The 17,315-nt window shown below is 67.5% G+C and carries 18 protein-coding genes; 5 read left to right on the top strand and 13 right to left on the bottom strand.

The window, feature by feature from the left end; genetic code table 11:
* Positions 1 to 86 precede the first annotated feature (86 nt).
* Positions 87 to 947 carry an enoyl-CoA hydratase ChsH3 gene (chsH3, locus tag OHS03_RS30595; protein WP_056818922.1) on the top strand — a complete coding sequence of 287 codons (861 nt, stop codon included), beginning with the start codon at positions 87 to 89 and terminating at the stop codon, positions 945 to 947.
* 55 nt (positions 948 to 1,002) lie between these two features.
* Here chsH3 and OHS03_RS30600 read toward each other — a convergent pair whose 3' ends face one another.
* The 5 genes from OHS03_RS30600 to hsaA all read right to left on the bottom strand — a co-directional run bounded on the left by OHS03_RS30600 (position 1,003) and on the right by hsaA (position 5,013).
* Positions 1,003 to 1,380: a YdeI/OmpD-associated family protein gene (locus OHS03_RS30600; protein WP_328658838.1), complete on the bottom strand. Its 378-nt coding sequence runs from the start codon at positions 1,378 to 1,380 to the stop codon at positions 1,003 to 1,005.
* Between the two features lie 97 nt (positions 1,381 to 1,477).
* Positions 1,478 to 2,053 carry a 3-hydroxy-9,10-secoandrosta-1,3,5(10)-triene-9,17-dione monooxygenase reductase subunit gene (hsaB, locus tag OHS03_RS30605; RefSeq protein WP_056818918.1) on the bottom strand — a complete coding sequence of 192 codons (576 nt, stop codon included), beginning with the start codon at positions 2,051 to 2,053 and terminating at the stop codon, positions 1,478 to 1,480.
* A gap of 18 nt (positions 2,054 to 2,071) precedes the next feature.
* A complete protein-coding gene (gene hsaC, locus OHS03_RS30610; protein WP_056818916.1) occupies positions 2,072 to 2,977 on the bottom strand; it encodes an iron-dependent extradiol dioxygenase HsaC in 906 nt (301 codons plus the stop codon).
* A complete protein-coding gene (gene hsaD, locus OHS03_RS30615; RefSeq protein WP_328658840.1) occupies positions 2,977 to 3,846 on the bottom strand; it encodes a 4,5:9,10-diseco-3-hydroxy-5,9,17-trioxoandrosta-1(10),2-diene-4-oate hydrolase in 870 nt (289 codons plus the stop codon). The genes hsaC and hsaD overlap by 1 nt, the downstream gene beginning before the upstream one ends.
* Positions 3,847 to 3,849: 3 nt before the next feature.
* The gene (gene hsaA, locus OHS03_RS30620) at positions 3,850 to 5,013 is read right to left on the bottom strand and encodes a 3-hydroxy-9,10-secoandrosta-1,3,5(10)-triene-9,17-dione monooxygenase oxygenase subunit (RefSeq protein ID WP_062982778.1); all 1,164 of its coding nucleotides are present in this window, start codon (positions 5,011 to 5,013) and stop codon (positions 3,850 to 3,852) included.
* Between the two features lie 194 nt (positions 5,014 to 5,207).
* On the opposite strand from hsaA, the gene OHS03_RS30625 reads away from it, so the two are divergent.
* Entirely contained in the window at positions 5,208 to 6,383 is a 1,176-nt protein-coding gene (locus tag OHS03_RS30625; RefSeq protein ID WP_328658842.1) for a 3-ketosteroid-9-alpha-monooxygenase, oxygenase component, read from the top strand.
* Entirely contained in the window at positions 6,380 to 6,760 is a 381-nt protein-coding gene (locus OHS03_RS30630; protein WP_056818908.1) for a hypothetical protein, read from the top strand. The genes OHS03_RS30625 and OHS03_RS30630 overlap by 4 nt, the downstream gene beginning before the upstream one ends.
* Here OHS03_RS30630 and OHS03_RS30635 read toward each other — a convergent pair whose 3' ends face one another.
* From OHS03_RS30635 to OHS03_RS30670, 8 genes are all read right to left on the bottom strand, one after another.
* Complete coding sequence (locus OHS03_RS30635; RefSeq protein WP_328658843.1) at positions 6,761 to 7,510, bottom strand: DUF427 domain-containing protein; 750 nt, start codon at positions 7,508 to 7,510, stop codon at positions 6,761 to 6,763.
* An 85-nt stretch (positions 7,511 to 7,595) separates the two neighbouring features.
* A complete protein-coding gene (locus OHS03_RS30640; RefSeq protein WP_084503572.1) occupies positions 7,596 to 8,843 on the bottom strand; it encodes an MFS transporter in 1,248 nt (415 codons plus the stop codon).
* A gap of 16 nt (positions 8,844 to 8,859) precedes the next feature.
* A complete protein-coding gene (locus tag OHS03_RS30645; protein ID WP_063054690.1) occupies positions 8,860 to 9,312 on the bottom strand; it encodes a MarR family winged helix-turn-helix transcriptional regulator in 453 nt (150 codons plus the stop codon).
* Between the two features lie 130 nt (positions 9,313 to 9,442).
* The gene (locus OHS03_RS30650; protein WP_328658845.1) at positions 9,443 to 10,492 is read right to left on the bottom strand and encodes an acyl-CoA dehydrogenase family protein; all 1,050 of its coding nucleotides are present in this window, start codon (positions 10,490 to 10,492) and stop codon (positions 9,443 to 9,445) included.
* Between the two features lie 65 nt (positions 10,493 to 10,557).
* Positions 10,558 to 11,595 (bottom strand): acyl-CoA dehydrogenase family protein, encoded by a 1,038-nt coding sequence (locus tag OHS03_RS30655; protein ID WP_328658847.1) that lies wholly within the window; start codon positions 11,593 to 11,595, stop codon positions 10,558 to 10,560.
* Positions 11,596 to 11,623: 28 nt separating this feature from the next.
* Positions 11,624 to 12,766, bottom strand: coding sequence for an acyl-CoA dehydrogenase family protein (locus OHS03_RS30660; RefSeq protein ID WP_328658850.1), 1,143 nt, complete (start codon positions 12,764 to 12,766; stop codon positions 11,624 to 11,626).
* Positions 12,767 to 13,642, bottom strand: a complete 876-nt coding sequence (locus tag OHS03_RS30665) for an enoyl-CoA hydratase (protein WP_328658852.1) — start codon at positions 13,640 to 13,642, stop codon at positions 12,767 to 12,769.
* Positions 13,639 to 15,204 (bottom strand): FadD3 family acyl-CoA ligase, encoded by a 1,566-nt coding sequence (locus OHS03_RS30670; protein WP_328658854.1) that lies wholly within the window; start codon positions 15,202 to 15,204, stop codon positions 13,639 to 13,641. Before OHS03_RS30670 ends, OHS03_RS30665 begins: the two co-directional genes overlap by 4 nt.
* A gap of 79 nt (positions 15,205 to 15,283) precedes the next feature.
* Between OHS03_RS30670 and OHS03_RS30675 the strand changes: the two genes are divergently transcribed.
* Both OHS03_RS30675 and OHS03_RS30680 read left to right on the top strand, forming a co-directional pair.
* Positions 15,284 to 16,471, top strand: a complete 1,188-nt coding sequence (locus OHS03_RS30675) for an acyl-CoA dehydrogenase family protein (protein ID WP_084465504.1) — start codon at positions 15,284 to 15,286, stop codon at positions 16,469 to 16,471.
* The gene (locus tag OHS03_RS30680; RefSeq protein WP_328658856.1) at positions 16,468 to 17,274 is read left to right on the top strand and encodes an SDR family oxidoreductase; all 807 of its coding nucleotides are present in this window, start codon (positions 16,468 to 16,470) and stop codon (positions 17,272 to 17,274) included. Before OHS03_RS30675 ends, OHS03_RS30680 begins: the two co-directional genes overlap by 4 nt.
* Positions 17,275 to 17,315: the final 41 nt, after the last annotated feature.

The raw sequence follows: 17,315 nt of genomic DNA on the forward strand, positions 1-17,315 counted from the left end.
CCCGACGATCACCATCGGCTACCTCGCAGTGCTCGACGTCGCCACGACCGGTTCGGCGGACGAGCCGACACCCACAGGAGAAGACCGTGCCCATTGATCTAGCGACCGCGCTCGGCGCGACTCTGCCCGCGCGCGAGTTCAGTTGGACGCCCACCGACGTGCAGCTCTACCACCTGGGCCTCGGCGCGGGCGCCCGCCCGACCGACCCGGCCGAGCTGGCCTACCTCGACGATCGCGCACCCCAGGTGCTGCCGACGTTCGCGACGGTGGCGCCGACCCTCGGTGAAACCGAGCCGCCGCGAGTGAGCTTCCCCGGGATCGAGATCGACCTGGCCAAGGTCGTGCACGGTCACCAGGAAGTGGAGGTGCACAAGCCGATTCCCGCCACCGGCAAGGCGGTCTCGGTCGGCCGGATCGCCGAGATCTGGGACAAGGGCGCCAACGCGGTGATCGTGCAGGAGCACACCGTCACCGGGTCCGACGGTGAACCGCTGTGGACCGTGCGGTCCTCCATCTTCGCCAAGGGCGAGGGCGGCTTCGGCGGCGAGCGCGGCCCGAGCACCCGCACCGAACTGCCGGATCGGGCCCCCGACGCGGAACTGCTCACCCCGACCTTGCCGCAGCAGGCCCTGCTGTACCGCCTCTCCGGCGACCGCAACCCGCTGCACTCGGATCCCGAATTCGCCCGTGGCGCAGGCTTTCCCGCCCCGATCCTGCACGGCCTGTCCACCTACGGCACCGTCTGCAAAGCCCTCACCGACGCCCTGCTCGACAGTGACGCGGGCCGGGTCGGCGGTTTCCGGGCCAAGTTCGCCGGCGTGCTCTACCCGGGCGAGACCCTGCGCACCAAGGTGTGGCGCGAGGGCGACCAGTTGATCGCGGTCGTCACCGTGGTCGAACGAGACGACGCCCCCGTCCTCAGCGACGTCGTCTTGCGAATCGCCTGATCTGGACCACTGATCACCAGGTCGCCGGAGCGTGAGAACTCCGGTGGCCTGGTGATCATCTTTCGAGCGCGGTGATCGCTTGGGCGATGCGGCCGTCGGCGCAAGCCGATTCGATGGCCGCGAACCCGGCCGGGCGCATCCGCCCCGCGGCGATGAGGGCTTCGGCCTTGGCGACGTTGACCTGCGACCAGGGGCTCCGTGCTCGACGCGGCGAGTATCGCTGCAGGTAGTGGTGGGCGTCGAGGCTGCGGCGATGGCTGTCGATCCAGCCGTAGCAGAGCGCGCCGTCCAGGGTTTCGCTGATCGTCACCGAGGGCTCGGGTGCGCCCTTCTTCGCGATTCGCACCCAGACCTCACCAGCGGACGAGTGGTGGGCCGACAGCCACGCTTCCCAAGCGTTCGCGTCTGTGCAGATGAGGTATTCGATGGTCATAGAACCATCATCCGAGCCAAAGTGCTCAAAGAATGAGCACTTAAAACAGAAAAACGGGAGCTGCCGCACGTTGTGTGTGCGGCAGCTCCCGTTCAGCTCACAGCCAGGTGTCGAGGCTGGTGGTGGTAAGGAAGTGGTCCAGGTCGGCGCGCCAGGGGGCGGGAGTGGTCTTGTCCGGCTCGATGCCGGTGTACTGGCCGCGATAGAACAGCAGCGGACGGCCGCCGGTGGTGGCCGATTCCGCGAGCGCGTGGACCCGGCCGATCACGATGTAGTGGTCGCCGCCGTCGACGACGGAGTCGACCGTGCATTCGATGGTGGCCAGCGAATCATCGATCACCGGAACGCCGAGTTCGGAGGTGTGCCAGGCGACGCCGGCGAACTTGTCGGTTTCCCGTGAGCCGAAACGCGCGCACGTGGGCTGCTGTTCCTCGGAGAGCACGTTCACGCAGAACCTGCCCGCCGCCTCGATCGCCGCCCACGACCGCGACCCCTTGGTGGGGCAGAACAGCACAAGGGGCGGGTCGAGGGACAGCGCGGCGAAGGACTGGCAGGCGAACCCGATGGGCGCACCGTCCGGATCGAGCGCGGTGATGACGGTGATGCCGGTGCAGAACTGTCCCAGCACAGTGCGGAACTGCCGGCCGTCGATAGCCGGTCTCTGTTCAGTCATGTCCTTCGCCGCCGTTTCCTATTGCTGCCGAAATCCGACAGTGAAATCGTGACCCCACAGGCTGACCGCGGTCGATTCGCGGGCAATCCACTCGTGGTCGTCGACTTCCAGTCCTTCACAACCGAATTCGATGTCGAATCCGCCGGGAGTCTTCATGTAGAAGGACAGCATCTTGTCGTTGATGTGCCGACCGAGCGTGGCCGACATCTTCACCTTCTTGCGGATGGCGCGGTCAAGGCAGAGGCCGACGTCGTCGGAGTTCTCCACCTCGACCATGAGGTGCACGATGCCGGTCGGATTCGGCAGCGGCAGGAACGCCAGCGCGTGGTGGCGCGGGTTGCAGCCGTAGAACCGCAGCCAGGCCGGGTCGCCGTCGGCGGGACGGCCCACCATCTGCGGCGGCAGCCGCATGGAGTCGCGCAGCCGGAAGCCGAGGATGTCCTGGTAGAACGCCTGCGCCGCGGCATCGTCGGTGCAGGTCAGCACCACGTGGCCCAGACCCTGCTCGGCGGTGACGAACTTGTGGCCGTAGGGGCTCACGAAGCGGCGGCCCAGGTACTGCGCGCCGTAGAACGCCTCCAGGGTGTTCCCGGATGGATCCTGGAACCGGATCATGCCCTCGACGCGGCGCTCACCCAGCTCTTCCTTGGTGCCCTCGGTGAAGGCGACCCCGGCCTTGCTCAGGGTCTCGCGCAGCTGCTGCAGACCGGGCGCGTCGGTGACCTCCCAGCCCGAGACCAGCAGCCGGTCCTGCTCGCCGGGAACGATCACCAGTCGCGCGGCGAAATCGTCCATGCGCAGATAGAGCGCGTCGGGATTCAGCCCGGTGCCCTCCATCATGCCGAGAACCTTGAGGCCGTACTCGCGCCAGGCCGCCATGTCGGTGGCCTCGATGCGCATGTAGCCCAGGGCGCGAATGCTCATTACTTCTCCCCGAGGAAATCGACCGTGAGCCGGTTGAACTCGTCGAACTTCTCCAGCTGTGCCCAATGCCCGCAGCCGCCGAACACATGCAGCTGGACGCGTGGGATCACCTTGGTGGCTACGAGCGCGCCGTCCAGAGGGTTCACCCGATCCTCGCGACCCCAGATCAGCAGTACCGGCTGACGCAGCTTGTACGCGTCACGCCAGAGCATGCCCTTCTCGTAGTCGGCGCCGGCGAAGGACTTGCCCATCGCCCGCATCGCGGCCAGCGATTCGGGGGTGTTGGCCAGTGCGAATCGCTCATCGATCAGTTCGTCGGTGACCAGCGACTGGTCGAAGACCATGATCCGCAGGAACTTCTCCAGGTTGTCCCTGGTCGGTTCATAGGTGAACTTCGAGAGCAGCTTCACGCCCTCGGTGGGGTCGGGCGCGAACAGATTGGTGCTCAGCCCGCCCGGACCCATCAGCACGAGTTTGCCCGCGCGCGTGGGGTGATCGAGCGCGAACCGCACCGAGGCGCCGCCGCCGAGGGAGTTGCCGAGCAGGTGCACCCGGTCGGTGATCTCCAGGTGATCGAGCAGCGCGAGCAGTGCGTCGGAGCTGTGCACGAAGTACTGCGGGTGGTCGATCGGCTTGTCGGACTTGCCGTATCCCGGCTGATCGGGCGCGATCACGTGATAGCGCTCGGCCAGGACCGGGATGTTGCGGGCGAAGTTCGACCACGCCGAGGCGCCGGGTCCGCCGCCGTGCAGCAGCACGATCGTGGTCGGGTTGCCCACACCGGCTTCGTGATAGTGCAGCTTCAGGTCGGGGGTGACCTGCGCGAAGCGTGAGGTCGATGCGTAAGTCAGTTCAGCGGTCTGGGTCATCGGCTACACCATGGCGTCGGTGACGGGCAGCCCGAACTCGTGCGTGCCGTACATGACGTAGGCGCGCTCGGGATCGTTGGCCGCGTGCACCCGTCCGGCATGCGCGTCACGCCAGAAGCGCTGCAGCGGGGTGCCGTTGGCGAGCGCGGTCGCGCCGGAGGACTCGAAGAGCTTGTCGATCGAGGCGATCACGCGTCCGGTGGAACGCACCTGGTCGCGCCGGGCGCGCACGCGCAGATCGAACGGCACTTCCTCGCCCGCCAGCAGCAGCGCGTACTCCTCGGCGACATTGCCCGAGAGCTGACGCCACGCGGCGTCGATGTCGCTGGCCGCCTCGGCGACGCGCACCTTGGCGAACGGATCGTCCTTGGCGTTCTCGCCGGCGAAGGCCGCGCGCACGCGCTTGCCCTGGTGCTCGACGTGCGCCTCGTAGGCGCCGTAGCCCATGCCCACGATCGGCGTGGAGATGGTGGTGGGGTGAATGGTGCCCCACGGCATCTTGAAGACGGGGTCGGTGTTCTGTTCGAGACCGGGCGCGCGGCCCTCGCTCATCGCGCGGAAGCTCAGGAACCGGTGCGACGGGACGAAGACATCCTCGACGACCACGGTGTTGGAGCCGGTGCCACGCAGACCGACGACGTTCCAGACGTCATCGATGCGGTAGTCCGAGCGGGGGATCAGGAAGCTGCCGAAGTCGACCGGCTTGCCGTTCTTGATCACCGGACCGCCGAGTACCGCCCAGGTGGCGTGATCGGAACCCGAGGACCAGGCCCACGAGCCGCGCACGATGTAGCCGCCGTCGACGGCCTGTCCCGCACCCATCGGCGCGTACGACGACGAGATGCGCACATCGGTGTCCTCGCCCCAGACATCCTGCTGGGCCTGCTGATCGAACAGCGCGAGGTGCCAGTTGTGCACGCCGATGATGCCCGCGACCCAGCCGGTGGAGCCGCACGCGCTGGCGATCTTGCGCACGGTGTCGTAGAAGACCACTGGATCGGCGGCGTGGCCGCCCCACTGCTTGGGCTGGAGCAGCCGGAAGAAACCGGTCTCCTGCAGCGCCTTCATGGATTCTTCGGGGATGCGGCGCAGGTCCTCGGCCTCCTGCGCGCGCTCACGCAGCGTCGGCAGCAGTGCCTCGACCCGTTCGGTCACTTCTTGCGTCATTTCGGAGCCCGCTCCTGCCTGTGTCGGATCGACAACCGGTTCTATTCGTCTCTGAGATTAGAACAGGTTCTCGTTTCTGTCGAGAAGATCGCCTTACCTCGGATATAACAGGAGTCAACAGAGGAGTTCGCTGGATAACTGGCGTGAAGTGGCTCAGTTTTGTAACGTGTTCTAGTGAACGAGGAGGGTTCGGGATGGCGATCAACCCCAAGGTGAGGGAACTCGACGTCGGTGCACCGCCGACGAGGTTCGCACGCGGCTGGCATTGTGTCGGTCTCGCGGCGACGTTCCGCGACGGCAAACCGCACGCGGTCGAGATCTTCGGTACCAAGCTCGTCGTGTGGACCGATACCGACGACCAGATCCGCGTGCTCGATGCCTACTGCAGGCATATGGGCGGCGATCTGAGCATGGGCACGGTGAAGGGCGACGACATCGCCTGCCCGTTCCACGACTGGCGCTGGGGCGCGAGCGGAAAGTGCACCGCGATTCCGTACGCGCGCCGCGTTCCGCCGCTGGCCCGCACCCGGAAGTGGACCACGCTCGAGCGCAACGGCCAGCTGTACATCTGGCACGATCACGAGGGCAACGAACCGCCCGCCGAGGTCACGATCCCGTATATCGAGGGTCCGTACACCGACGAACAGGGCAATCCGACCGAGACCCACGACAGCGGCTGGACCGACTGGACGTGGGACTCGTTGCTGATCGAGGGCGCCAACTGCCGCGAGATCATCGACAACGTCGTGGACATGGCGCACTTCTTCTACATCCACTACGCCTTCCCGACGTTCTTCAAGAACGTCTTCGAAGGGCATGTGGCGACGCAGTTCCTGGAGACCAAGGGTCGTCCCGACGTCGGCATGGCCGCCAAGCACGGCGGTGACACGCTGCTGAAGTCGGAGGCGTCCTACTTCGGACCGTCCTACATGATCAATCCGCTGGTGAACATCTACAGCGGGTACGAGATCAAGGTCCAGCTGATCAACTGCCACTACCCGGTCAGCCAGGATTCGTTCGTGCTGCAGTGGGGCCTGAGCGTCGAGAAGCCCAAGGGTCTGCCCGACGAGGCCGCGAAGAAGCTGGCCGACACGATGGCCAAGTTCTTCGGCGACGGCTTCCTGCAGGACGTGGAGATCTGGAAGCACAAGTCCAAGGTCGAGAACCCGCTGCTCTGCGAGGAGGACGGCCCGGTCTACCAGCTGCGCCGTTGGTACGACCAGTTCTACGTCGACGTCGCCGACGTCACCGAGAAGATGACCCAGCGCTTCGAATTCGAGGTCGATACGACCAAGGCGAATCAGGCGTGGGAGGCCGAGGTGGCGGAGAACCTGCGCCGCAAGGCCGAGTCCGAAGAAGCGGGCGTATGAGTTCCAGGTCGGGCGAGCCGCAAAGGTCCGGCGATCCGTCGCGGCCCGCTCCGACCTGGGCCAAAGCACCCGATTTCGCTGATCAGCCCGTGCGACGGGCTGCAGTGCAGGCGCAAACCGTGGTCGACAAACAGCACTACCTCGACTCGGGCATGACGCCACTGCGGTGCCAGACGTGTTCGGCGCAGGTGCTGGTGCGCAAGGCGAGCGCGCACCAGACCTCGGTGCAGTGGACCGACCGGCCCGACGCGCACTGCCCGATCTTCGCGCAGTTGACCGCACACGGTGCGCGGCCGGGTCGGCCGGAATCGTGTCCGTCACTGGAGAAGTCGATCAAGTGGGCGGTCGATGAGGGCGTCCTCGAAGTCGGCGAATAGTCAGCTGAACGGTGTGTGCGGGCGATCCTGTCGCACACCGTCCAGGTAGATGTCGACCTTCTCGTTGTAGAAGCACGCCAACCCGGCCACCTTCTGGCTCTCCGGCAGCGGCGTGCGATAGATCCAGACGACGTCCGAGTGATCGGTGTCGCCGACCCGGACATTCCAGTAGTCCGCGGTGCCCTTGTACGGGCAGCTGGTGTGGGTGTCGGACGCGGTGAGCAGATCCATCCGGACGTCGGTCAGCGGCAGGTAATACCGTGCGGGCAAACCGGTTTCGAACAGAATGCGCGGCGAGTGCGAGTCCGCCACGGTGACCCCGTCGATCTCCACCCGCACATGCCGCGTACTGCCGAGGATGTCCACGCGCGAATACGGATCGCGGGGATGGACGAACACCTGCTCGTCTTCCTCGAACCAATCGAAGGCGGCGATATCAAGTCGCACAGCGTCTTTCAGTTCCGTGAGCGGGGAGTCGAGGTAGCGCCGCGCCGCACCCTCGGCCCGCAGGCCCTCGACCGCCACGTCGTATCCGGTCGCGTCGCCGCGGCTGGGGGAGTGCTCGGTGATCCCGTTCGGGTCCAGGTCGGCGCGCACGTCGGTGAGCGGCACGTAGTAGGTCGGGTAATACGGGACTTCCCAGACCAGCAGCGGCCGCAAGGTGTCGGCCACCAGCTTCCCGCGCAGATAGACCCGTACTCGCTTCTGTCCCGTTTCCACCTTGACGCGCCCGCGTCGGTCCTCGGCCATGGCATCGACGCTACGCCCGAGACAGCGAATCGCCCCTGATACTCGTGGTACCGGGGGCGATTCGGGTGCACCGGCGGGGATGGGGTCAATCGCCGACGGTGATGGCCTGTGCCTCCTCGACGGAGTGCGGGGCGGGGTCGTGATCGTCGATGTGGGCCAGTGCGCCGCGCCCGAGGAACAGCACCGCGACCGCGGCGGCGGTGAAGGCCGCGCCGAGCCAGAACGGCAGCGACATATTGTGCTCACCGAGCTTGCCCGCCACCCACGGCGCCGCCGCGCCGCCACCGAATCGCACGAAGCTGTAGGCCGCCGACGCGGTCGAGCGCTCGACCGGCGCCGAGATCATCACGGCCTCGGTGATCAGCGTGTTGTTCACGCCGAGGAACGCACCGGCGATCACGACGCCGACGATCAGCACGATCTTGTGCTCGGTGAACATCCCCATCACGGCCAGATCGATCGCGAACAGGGCCAGCGACAGGGCCATCATCGGCAGCGAACCGAAGCGCGCCTGCAGTTTCGGGGCGAGGAACACCGAGGACAGGGCGAGCAGGATGCCCCAGCCGCAGAAGATGAAGCCGATCGCGTAGGTGCCCATGTCCAGCGGGAACGGGGTGAACGCGAGCAGGGTGAAGAAGCCGAAGTTGTAGAGCAGCGCGGTGATGCTGACGGTCAGCAATCCCTTGTGTCGCAACGCCTTGAACGGCGCGGTGATCGAGGTCGGATGCGCCGGTTTCGGCATTTCGGGCAGCAGCACGATGATCGCGATGAAGGCGACGGCCATCAGCACCGACACTCCGAAGAACGGTCCACGCCAGCTGATGCCACCGAGCACACCGCCCAGCAGCGGGCCGGTCGCGATACCGATACCGAGCGCGGCCTCGTAGAGGATGATCGCCTTGGCGACGCCGCCGGTGGCCGCGCCGACAATGGTGGCCAGCGCCGTCGCGATGAACAGGGCGTTGCCGAGGCCCCAGCCCGCCCGGAAACCGATGATCTCGCCGATGCTGCCGGACATGCCGGCCAGCGCGGCGAACACGATGATGATCGCCAGCCCGGACAGCAACGTCTTCTTCGCGCCGAAGCGGCTCGAGATCACGCCGGTGACCAGCATGGCGACACCGGTCACGGCCATGTAGCTGGTGAACAGCAGCGACACCTGGGACGGCGTCGCGTTCAGCTGTTCGCCGATCGGCTTGAGAATGGGATCCACGAGGCCGATGCCCATGAACGCGATCACGCTCGCGAAGGCGACGGCCCAGACAGCCTTGGGCTGGCCGGATGGGGAAGTGGCTGCGGCAGTGTTGTCGCGAGTCAACTGGGGGATGCTCACTGGCGCTCCTGTTGCTTCACTGATGACCGCGGGCAACCGAGCGGAGGGCTGTCAGCAGGTCGTTCATGTCGGTATCGAGACGGATCAGCCGGTCGAGATCGAAATCGGCGAGTCCGGGCGCCATGGCGGCGGCGAACGCGCGTCTGGCCTCGGTGAGTCGGGACCGGCCGGCCGGGGTGAGCTCGACGAGCGCTGCTCGGGAATCGCGCGGGTCCTTGGTGCGGGTGGCGAATCCGTCGGTGACGAGTCGACCGATCAGCGCCGTTGCCGCCGGTTGGGAACATCTGTCGATCCGAGCGAAATCGCTCACCCGCAGACCGCCGTGCTCGTCGAGCACGGCCAGGGCCCGCAGGACCGCGCGGGGCAGATCGTCGTTGCTGATCGCCCCGGCCAGTCGGGTGAGCCGACCAGCAGTGACCAACAGGTCGACCACGATGTCGTCCGCGGATGGCTGCGGTGTCTGCTTCACGAGGTTTAATATTACATAAGCTAACTATCTAAATCCAGTGTGGATTTAGCCCCCGGCCCGGTGAAATGGCGCACAGCATGCCGAAAGCCCTGGCCGCGGGGCTGCGGCCAGGGCTTTCGGTGAATATCGGCTAGGCCGCGACCGGGCGCCTACCGGTGCCGAACAGCTCGGCGGTGGCGTGGGCCCGTTTGAAGTAGAGGTGGGCGTCGTGCTCCCAGGTGATGGCGATGCCGCCGTGCAGCTGGATGGTCTCGGCCGCCACCGTGGAGAAGGTCTCGGTGCAGTGTTTGCGCGCCACCCAGGCATCCTCCGCGGCCGACGAGCTGTTCTCGGCGACTGCCTGGGCAGCGGCAAGCGCCGCCGATTCGGCCGACTCGACCAGCACGTACATATCGGCCATCCGGTGCTTGAGCGCCTGGAAGCTGCCGATCGGGCGTCCGAACTGCACGCGCGATGCCGTGTACTCGACCGTCATCTCGAGGCAGTGCCTTGCCGCCCCGACCTGCTCGGCAGCCAGCGCCGCCCAGGCGATTTCGCGCAACCGGCGGCGCAGCGTCGCGGGGTCGCCGGTGCCGATCCGGGTGGCGGGGGCATCGGTGAAGGTGATGGTGGCGAGCTTGCGCGTGGGGTCGAGTGTGGGGGTCGCGGTGAGGACCACGCCGGGGGCGTCGGCTGTCGTCTCGTACAGCCCGTCGTCGGTCAGTACCAACAGCAGGTCGGCCTGCGCCCCGTGCAGCACGTAATGGGCCGCGCCGCTGAGCTTCCCCTCGGTCACGCCGACGCCGAGCGAATCCCAGCCGTTGGCATCGGCCCAGCACAGGGCCGCAGTGCGCGACCCGTCGGCCAGGTCGGGCAAGAGTCGGGCGCAGGACGGTTCGTCGTCGGCCAGCAAGATCGCCTGCACCCCGAGCACCGCCGACCCGAGCATCGGCACCCCACTCAGCGTCCGTCCCAACTCGCCGACCACCATGAGTGATTCGACGAGGCCTGCCCCCGCGCCACCCCACTCCTCCGGCACCGCGAGCGCGGCTACACCGACCTGCTCGCACAGCATCCGCCACAACTTCGGGTCGTACCCGAGGTCGGTGTCCATCGCGGTACGCAGCGCGGCCGACGTCGCGTGCTTGCCGAGCAGGGCCCGCACGGAGGTCCGGAATTCGAGTAGTTCATTCGATGACATGGAGTTCCTCGTAAGGCTCGGTGATGGCGCGGTGTGCGGCCGGGGTCGGCGGTGGCATCGCGGTCTCAGCTCGTGGCGGCAGCGGGTTCGGCGGCGCGTAGGGCGTCGGCGATCCTGCCCCGATGGAAATCGGCTGTGCCCCAGGCAGTGCGCAGGGCGGCGACCTTGGTGAGCCACAACGACAGGTCGAACTCCGCGGTGTAGCCGATGGCGCCGTGCACTTGGAGCCCGGCGCGCGCTGCGCGATGAGCAGCGTCGCCGCAGGTCACCAGGGCTGCCGAGACATCGCGAGCGCGGTCGGCGGAATCCAGGGTGAGCGCCGCGCGGTACACCAGCGGCTCGGCCAGATCCAAGGCGATCAGCACATCAGCGAGTTGCTGTTTCACCGCCTGGAATTCACCGATCGCACGACCGAACTGCTTGCGCTGCTTCGCGTACGAGGTGGTCTGCTCGAGAATCGACCGGCCCGCACCGAGGAGTTGTGCGGCACAGCCGAGAACGCCGATGTCGAAGGCGTAGTCGATGGCGGCTTCGGCCTCGGGACCCTCGGCGATCAGTTCGTCGGCCGTGACGCGAAACAGCTTGCGGGCGGGGTCGATCGAGGTCACCGGCTCCGTTGTCGCGTCCGCGCCGGAGCCGGCGGGCAGGCCGAGCGTCAGTCGACCGTCGGTGGCGACGAGCACCGGCTCGGCGATATCGGCGTCGAGAGCGATGCCGCGTTGCGGCTCGAAGGTGACGGTGCCGAGCGCGTCGCCGCTCGCGAGCGCGGACAACCAGCGCTGCGCCGGAGCGTCATCTGGAAGGCGTTGCAGCAGAGCCGGAATCACGGCAGCCGACTCGATCGCCGGGCCGGGGACAGCGCCACGACCCAGTTCGATCAGCGCGACGACGAGATCGACCGTGGTCGCGTCCGCCCCGCCGTACTTCTCGTCGACGATCAAGCCGAAGACGCCCATCTCGGCGATCTGCCGCAGCAGTGCGCGGCCCTTGGCGGGGTCACCGTCCGCCCAGGCACGCACCGCGGCGGGCGCATGGCCTGCCTCGAGGATCTTGCGCAGCTCGGCGGCGAAGTCGAGTTGTTCGGTACTGAGCGCGAATCTCATCGCAGGCCTCCTGAGTAGAAATGCACGTTCATCGCTTGCTCTCGCGGGGCAGGCCGAGGATGCGCTCGGCGATGATGTTGCGCTGGATCTCGTTGGTGCCCGCGTAGATCGGGCCCGAGAGCGAGAAAAGATAGCCATCGGTCCAGCTGCTGCGTTGCTCGGCGGCCGGGCCGAGCAGGTCGAGCGCCGTCTCGTGCATGGCGATGTCGAGTTCGGACCAGTACACCTTGGTGATCGACGATTCCGCGCCGAGTTGGCCGCCATCGGTGAGGCGAGTGACGGTGCCGAAGGTGTGCAGCCGGTAGGACTCGGCGCCGAGCCAGGCGTCGACCACCGAGTTCCTGGCCGCGGTATCGCTCGGGTCGGCAGTCTCGCGCCACAGCTCGATGAGCCGATGCGCGGTGGCGCTGAACCGCCCCGGGCTGCGCAGCGAGAGGCCGCGTTCGTTCGACGAGGTCGCCATCGCGACGCGCCAGCCCTCGTTCACCCCGCCGATCACATCGTGGTCGGGCACGAAGACATCGTCGAGGAAGATCTCGGCGAAGCCGGGTTCGCCGTCGAGCTGGGGGATCGGGCGCACGCTCACGCCCTCGGCGGTGAGCGGGAACATCACGTAGGTGAGTCCGTGGTGGCGCTGGGCCTCGGGATCGCTGCGGAACAGGCCGAACGCCCAATCGGCGAAGGACGCACGCGAACTCCAGGTCTTCTGGCCGTTGAGCAGCCAGCCGCCTTCGGTGCGTCGAGCGGTCGAGCGCAGGCTCGCGAGGTCGCTGCCCGACTCCGGTTCCGACCAGGCCTGCGCCCAGATGTCGTCACCACGGGCCATGCGCGGCAGGATCCGCGCGAGCTGTTCGGGGGTGCCGTGCTCGAACAGGGTCGGCGCGAGCAGGAAGATGCCGTTCTGCGCGACTCGCCCCGGTGCGCCTGCGGCGTAGTACTCCTGCTCGAACAGCACCCATTCCAGGATCGACGCGTCACGCCCGCCGAACTCGCGCGGCCACGAGACGGCGGACAGCCGCGCCTGCGCCAGCTTCGCCTCCCATTCCCGGTGCGCGGCAAAGCCTTCCGCCGTATCCATCGACGGCAATGGTTCGGCGGGAACATTGGCGGCGAGGAACTCGCGCACCTCCAGCTGGAATTCCCGGGCAGCCGGGTCGATCTCGAGATCCACTTACTTCGTCCCGTTCTGTTCGGCGGAGGTGGCGGCGCCCTTCATCGAGCGGGCGTTCATCCCGCCGAGCGAATCGGCGCCGACCTCGGCATTGTGCGCGTGTGCGAAATGGTGCAGGCCGAAGACAGAGTCCATGCCGGAGCGCATGCCCATCAGATCCTCGGCCTGGTTGACAGCTTTCTTGGTGAGCGCGAGCCCGAATTGCGGCATGGCGGAGATCTTCTCGGCCAGGCCCATCACCTCGGACTCGAGCTCGTCGCGCGGCACGACCCGGTTGACCATGCCCCACTCCTTGGCCTGCGCCGCCCCGAACCGGTCACCGGTGAACAGGAACTCCTTGGCCGCGCGCGGACCCATCACCCACGGATGCGCGAAGTACTCCACGCCCGGAATGCCCATCCGGACCACCGGATCGGAGAAGAACGCGTCGTCGGAGCAGACGATCAGATCGCACACCCAGGCCAGCATGAGCCCGCCCGCGATGCACGCGCCCTGCACCATCGCCACCATCGGCTTGGGGATTTCCCGCCAGCGCCTGCACATGCCGAGATACACCTCGGACTCGCGCGCGAACCGCTGATCGCCGCCGGGGCGGTCGAGGTGGTCCCACCACAGCGCGGCCTTGTTCTCGTAGTGCACATCGTGGTCGCGACCCGGCGTGCCGATGTCGTGCCCGGCGCTGAAGTGTTTCCCGTTGCCCGCCAACACGATCACCTTGACCTCGGGATCCTCGACGGCCCGCACGAAGGCGGCGTCGAGGGCGTAGGTCATCTTCGAGTTCTGCGCGTTGCGGAAGTCGGGCCGGTTCATGGTGACGACGGCGACCGGTCCACGCACCTCATAGGTGACGACCTCGGCCTCGGTTTCGGGACTCACGACTTCTCCTCACGTAGCTCACGCTTGAGCACCTTGCCCGCGGCGCTGTAGGGCAGCTGGTCGCGGAACTCGACGAGCCTTGGCACTTTGAAATTCGCCAACTGACCTGCGGCGAAGGCGATCACCTCGTCGGCGGTCAGCGTGGATCCGGCCCTGCGGACCACGACGGCCTTGCCGACCTCGCCCATCCGCTCGTCGGGCACGCCGATCACCGCGGACTCGGCGACGCCGTCGAGCCTGGCCAGGGTCTGTTCGATCTCGGCGGGATAGACGTTGAATCCGCCGGTGATGTACATGTCCTTGAGCCGATCGGTGATCTTCAGGTAGCCGCGCTCGTCGACGATGCCGATGTCGCCGGTGTGCAGCCAGCCCTCGGCGTCGATGGCCTCGGCGGTGGCCTCGGGGTCGTCGAGGTAGCCGAGCATCACGTTCGGTCCGCGCAGCAGCACCTCACCGGCGTCGGACAGACGCAGCTCGAAGCCCGCGATCGGTCGTCCGCAGGTGTTGGCGATGGTGGCGGCGTCGTCCTCGGGGCGGCACATGGTGCCGAAACCGGCCGTCTCGGACAGGCCGTAGGCGGTAATGACCACCTCGAAGGCGAGGTCGTCGCGCATCCGCTCGATCAGGACCACCGGCACGGTCGCCGCGCCGGTCACCGCTACCCGCAGCGAGGTCAGCGCACGGTCGGCGCGCTGTGGATGCTCGAGGATGGTCTGGTAGATCGTCGGCGGACCGGTGAGCACGGTGATCTGCTCGGACTCGATGAGCGCCAGCGCGGCGGGCACGTCGAAGGTGGCCTGCGGCACGATCGTGGCCCCGGTGACCAGGCACGCGAGAATGCCCGCCTTGTACCCGAAGTTGTGGAAGAACGGCGGGATCACCAGGTAGCGGTCGCTCGCGCGCAGAGTCGAGCACTCGACCCACCCGCGCACCACATCCAGGGCCTGCCGGTGCGCGACGAGCGTGCCCTTGCTGCGGCCGGTGGTGCCGGAGGTGAACAGGATGTCGGAGATGTCGTCGGGGGAGACCTGCGCGGCCCGCTCCTCGCCGACCGCTTCGGACACGGTCGCGGCCTGTTCGAGCAACTCGTCCCACGTCACGGTCGTGGATGTGGGCGCTCCCGCGGCGCGGGCCGGTTCGTCGCCGATCGGGATCACGACGACGGTCCCGATGCCCAGTTCCGGTGCCGCCGCCGCCAGTTCCGTCGCTCGATCGCGACCGAGGAAAGGACCGGCGACGAACAGGGCCTTCGCGTCGACGCGGGCCAGCACATCGACGGCCTCGGCCGCCACGTACCGGGTGTTCAGCGGTACCAGCGCGGCCCCGACCGAATGCGCGGCCAGGGCGGCGATCACCCAGTGATAGGTGTTCGGCGCCCACATCGCGACCCGGTCGCCGGGGGAGATGCCACGGGCGATCAGGGCGCGGGCGGCCACCCGGACCTGGTCGAGCAGCTCGGTCCAGTCCAGGCGGATCGCGCCGTCGATCAGGGCAGGCTCGTGCGGATGCGTCGCTGCGATGTGTCGCAGCGCCTGCGGAGTGGTTTGTGCAGGGGGTGTCACGGGGTCCTCACCGTTGTGCGGTTCGCTGTTCTTCCGAAGCAGCTAACAAAGCAAGTGCTTGGTAGGTTATCCTACCGAGGTGGGCGTGATCCAGACCTCAGATTCCGATACCGCGACTTCCGACGCGGAGTTTCGCGCGGAAATACGCGATTGGCTCGCCGAGAATCTTTCGGGCGAGTTCGCTGACCTGCGCGGCACCGGTGGACCCGGCCGCGAGCACGAATTCTTCGAAGAGCGGTTGGCGTGGGACCGACACCTCGCCGCGGCGGGCTGGACCTGCCTCGGCTGGCCGGTCGAATACGGCGGTCGCGGCGCGAGCGTGCGTCAGCAGGTGATCTTCCATGAGGAATACGCCAAGGCCGACGCGCCCGCTCGGGTCTCGCACGTGGGCGAGGAACTGCTCGGCCCCACCGTGCTCGCCTTCGGCACCGACGAGCAGAAGAAGCGCTTCCTGCCGGGCGTGCGCTCGGTCGGCGAACTGTGGTGCCAGGGCTATTCCGAGCCCGGCGCCGGTTCCGACCTGGCCGCCGTCGCGACGACCGCGCGCCTCGACGGCGACAAGTGGGTGATCAACGGCCAGAAGATCTGGACCTCGCTCGCGCACGTCGCCGACTGGTGCTTCGTCATCGCCCGCACCGAGCGCGGCTCGAGCCGTCACAAGGGCCTGTCCTATCTGCTGGTCCCGATGAACCAGCCGGGCATCGAAGTGCGGCCGATCGAACAGCTCACCGGCACCTCCGAATTCAACGAGGTCTTCTTCGACGATGCCGTCACCGACGCGGACCTGGTGGTCGGCGCGCCGGGCGACGGCTGGCGAATCGCGATGGGCACGCTCACCTTCGAGCGCGGCATCTCCACCCTCGGCCAGCAGATCCGCTTCGCGCGCGAACTCTCCGACATCGAAGACCTGGCCCGGCGCACCGGCGCCGCCGACGACCCGCTGATCGCCGATCGCCTCGATCGCGCCTGGGTGGGACTGCGGGTGCTGCGCGCGCACGCGCTGCGCACCATGAGCGAGGACCACGACGACGCGGGCGGCGCCTCGGTGTCGAAGTTGTTGTGGGCCAACTGGCATCGCGACCTCGGTGAACTGGCGATGGCCGTGCAAGGCGCGGTGGGCCTGCTCACCGGCCCCGACGACATGACCGCATGGCAGCGGCTGTACCTGTTCAGCCGCGCCGACACGATCTATGGAGGTTCGAACGAAGTGCAGCGCAACATCATCGCCGAGCGGGTGCTCGGTCTGCCGCGAGAGGCGCGCCCGTGACCGAGCAGAATTCCCCGCTGTCGGTCGCTCCGGCGCCGATCCCCGGGCACGGCCTGCTGACCGGACGCAAGGCCGTGATCACCGCGGCGGCGGGCACCGGTATCGGTTCGTCCACCGCGCGCAGGCTTCTCCAGGAAGGCGCCGATGTCGTCGTCTCCGATTGGCACGAACGGCGTTTGACCGAAACCGCCGAGCTGCTCGCGAAGGATTTCCCGGAGCGCACGGTCGGTGCCGTGGTGTGCGACGTCCGCGCCACCGGGCAGGTCAACCAGCTGATCAGCGCGGCCGCCGCGGAACTCGGCCGGATCGACATCATGGTCAACAACGCCGGCCTCGGCGGTGAGACCCCGGTGGTCGACATGACCGACGAGCAGTGGGACCAGGTTCTCGACATCACCCTCACCGGCACGTTCCGTTGCACCCGGGCCGCTCTCGGCTACTTCCGTGGCGCGGGCCACGGCGGCGTGATCGTCAACAATGCCTCGGTGCTGGGCTGGCGTGCCCAGCACGGCCAGGCGCACTACGCGGCCGCGAAGGCGGGCGTGATGGCGCTGACCAGGTGCAGCGCGGTCGAAGGCGCCGAATTCGGCGTGCGGATCAATGCCGTCGCGCCGAGCATCGCCCGTCATCCGTTCCTGGACAAGGTGAGTTCGGCCGAGTTGCTCGACTCGCTCAGCGAGCGCGAGGCCTTCGGTCGCGCCGCCGAGCCGTGGGAAGTAGCGGCAACGATCGCCATGCTGGCCAGTGACTACACCTCGTATCTGACCGGCGAGGTTGTCTCGGTGAGCAGTCAGCGCGCATGATCGCCGTGGCGGGTAACCCTGAACCAAGCAAGTGCTTGGTT

This window comes from Nocardia salmonicida (assembly GCF_036142455.1).
Lineage (GTDB): Bacteria > Actinomycetota > Actinomycetes > Mycobacteriales > Mycobacteriaceae > Nocardia > Nocardia salmonicida.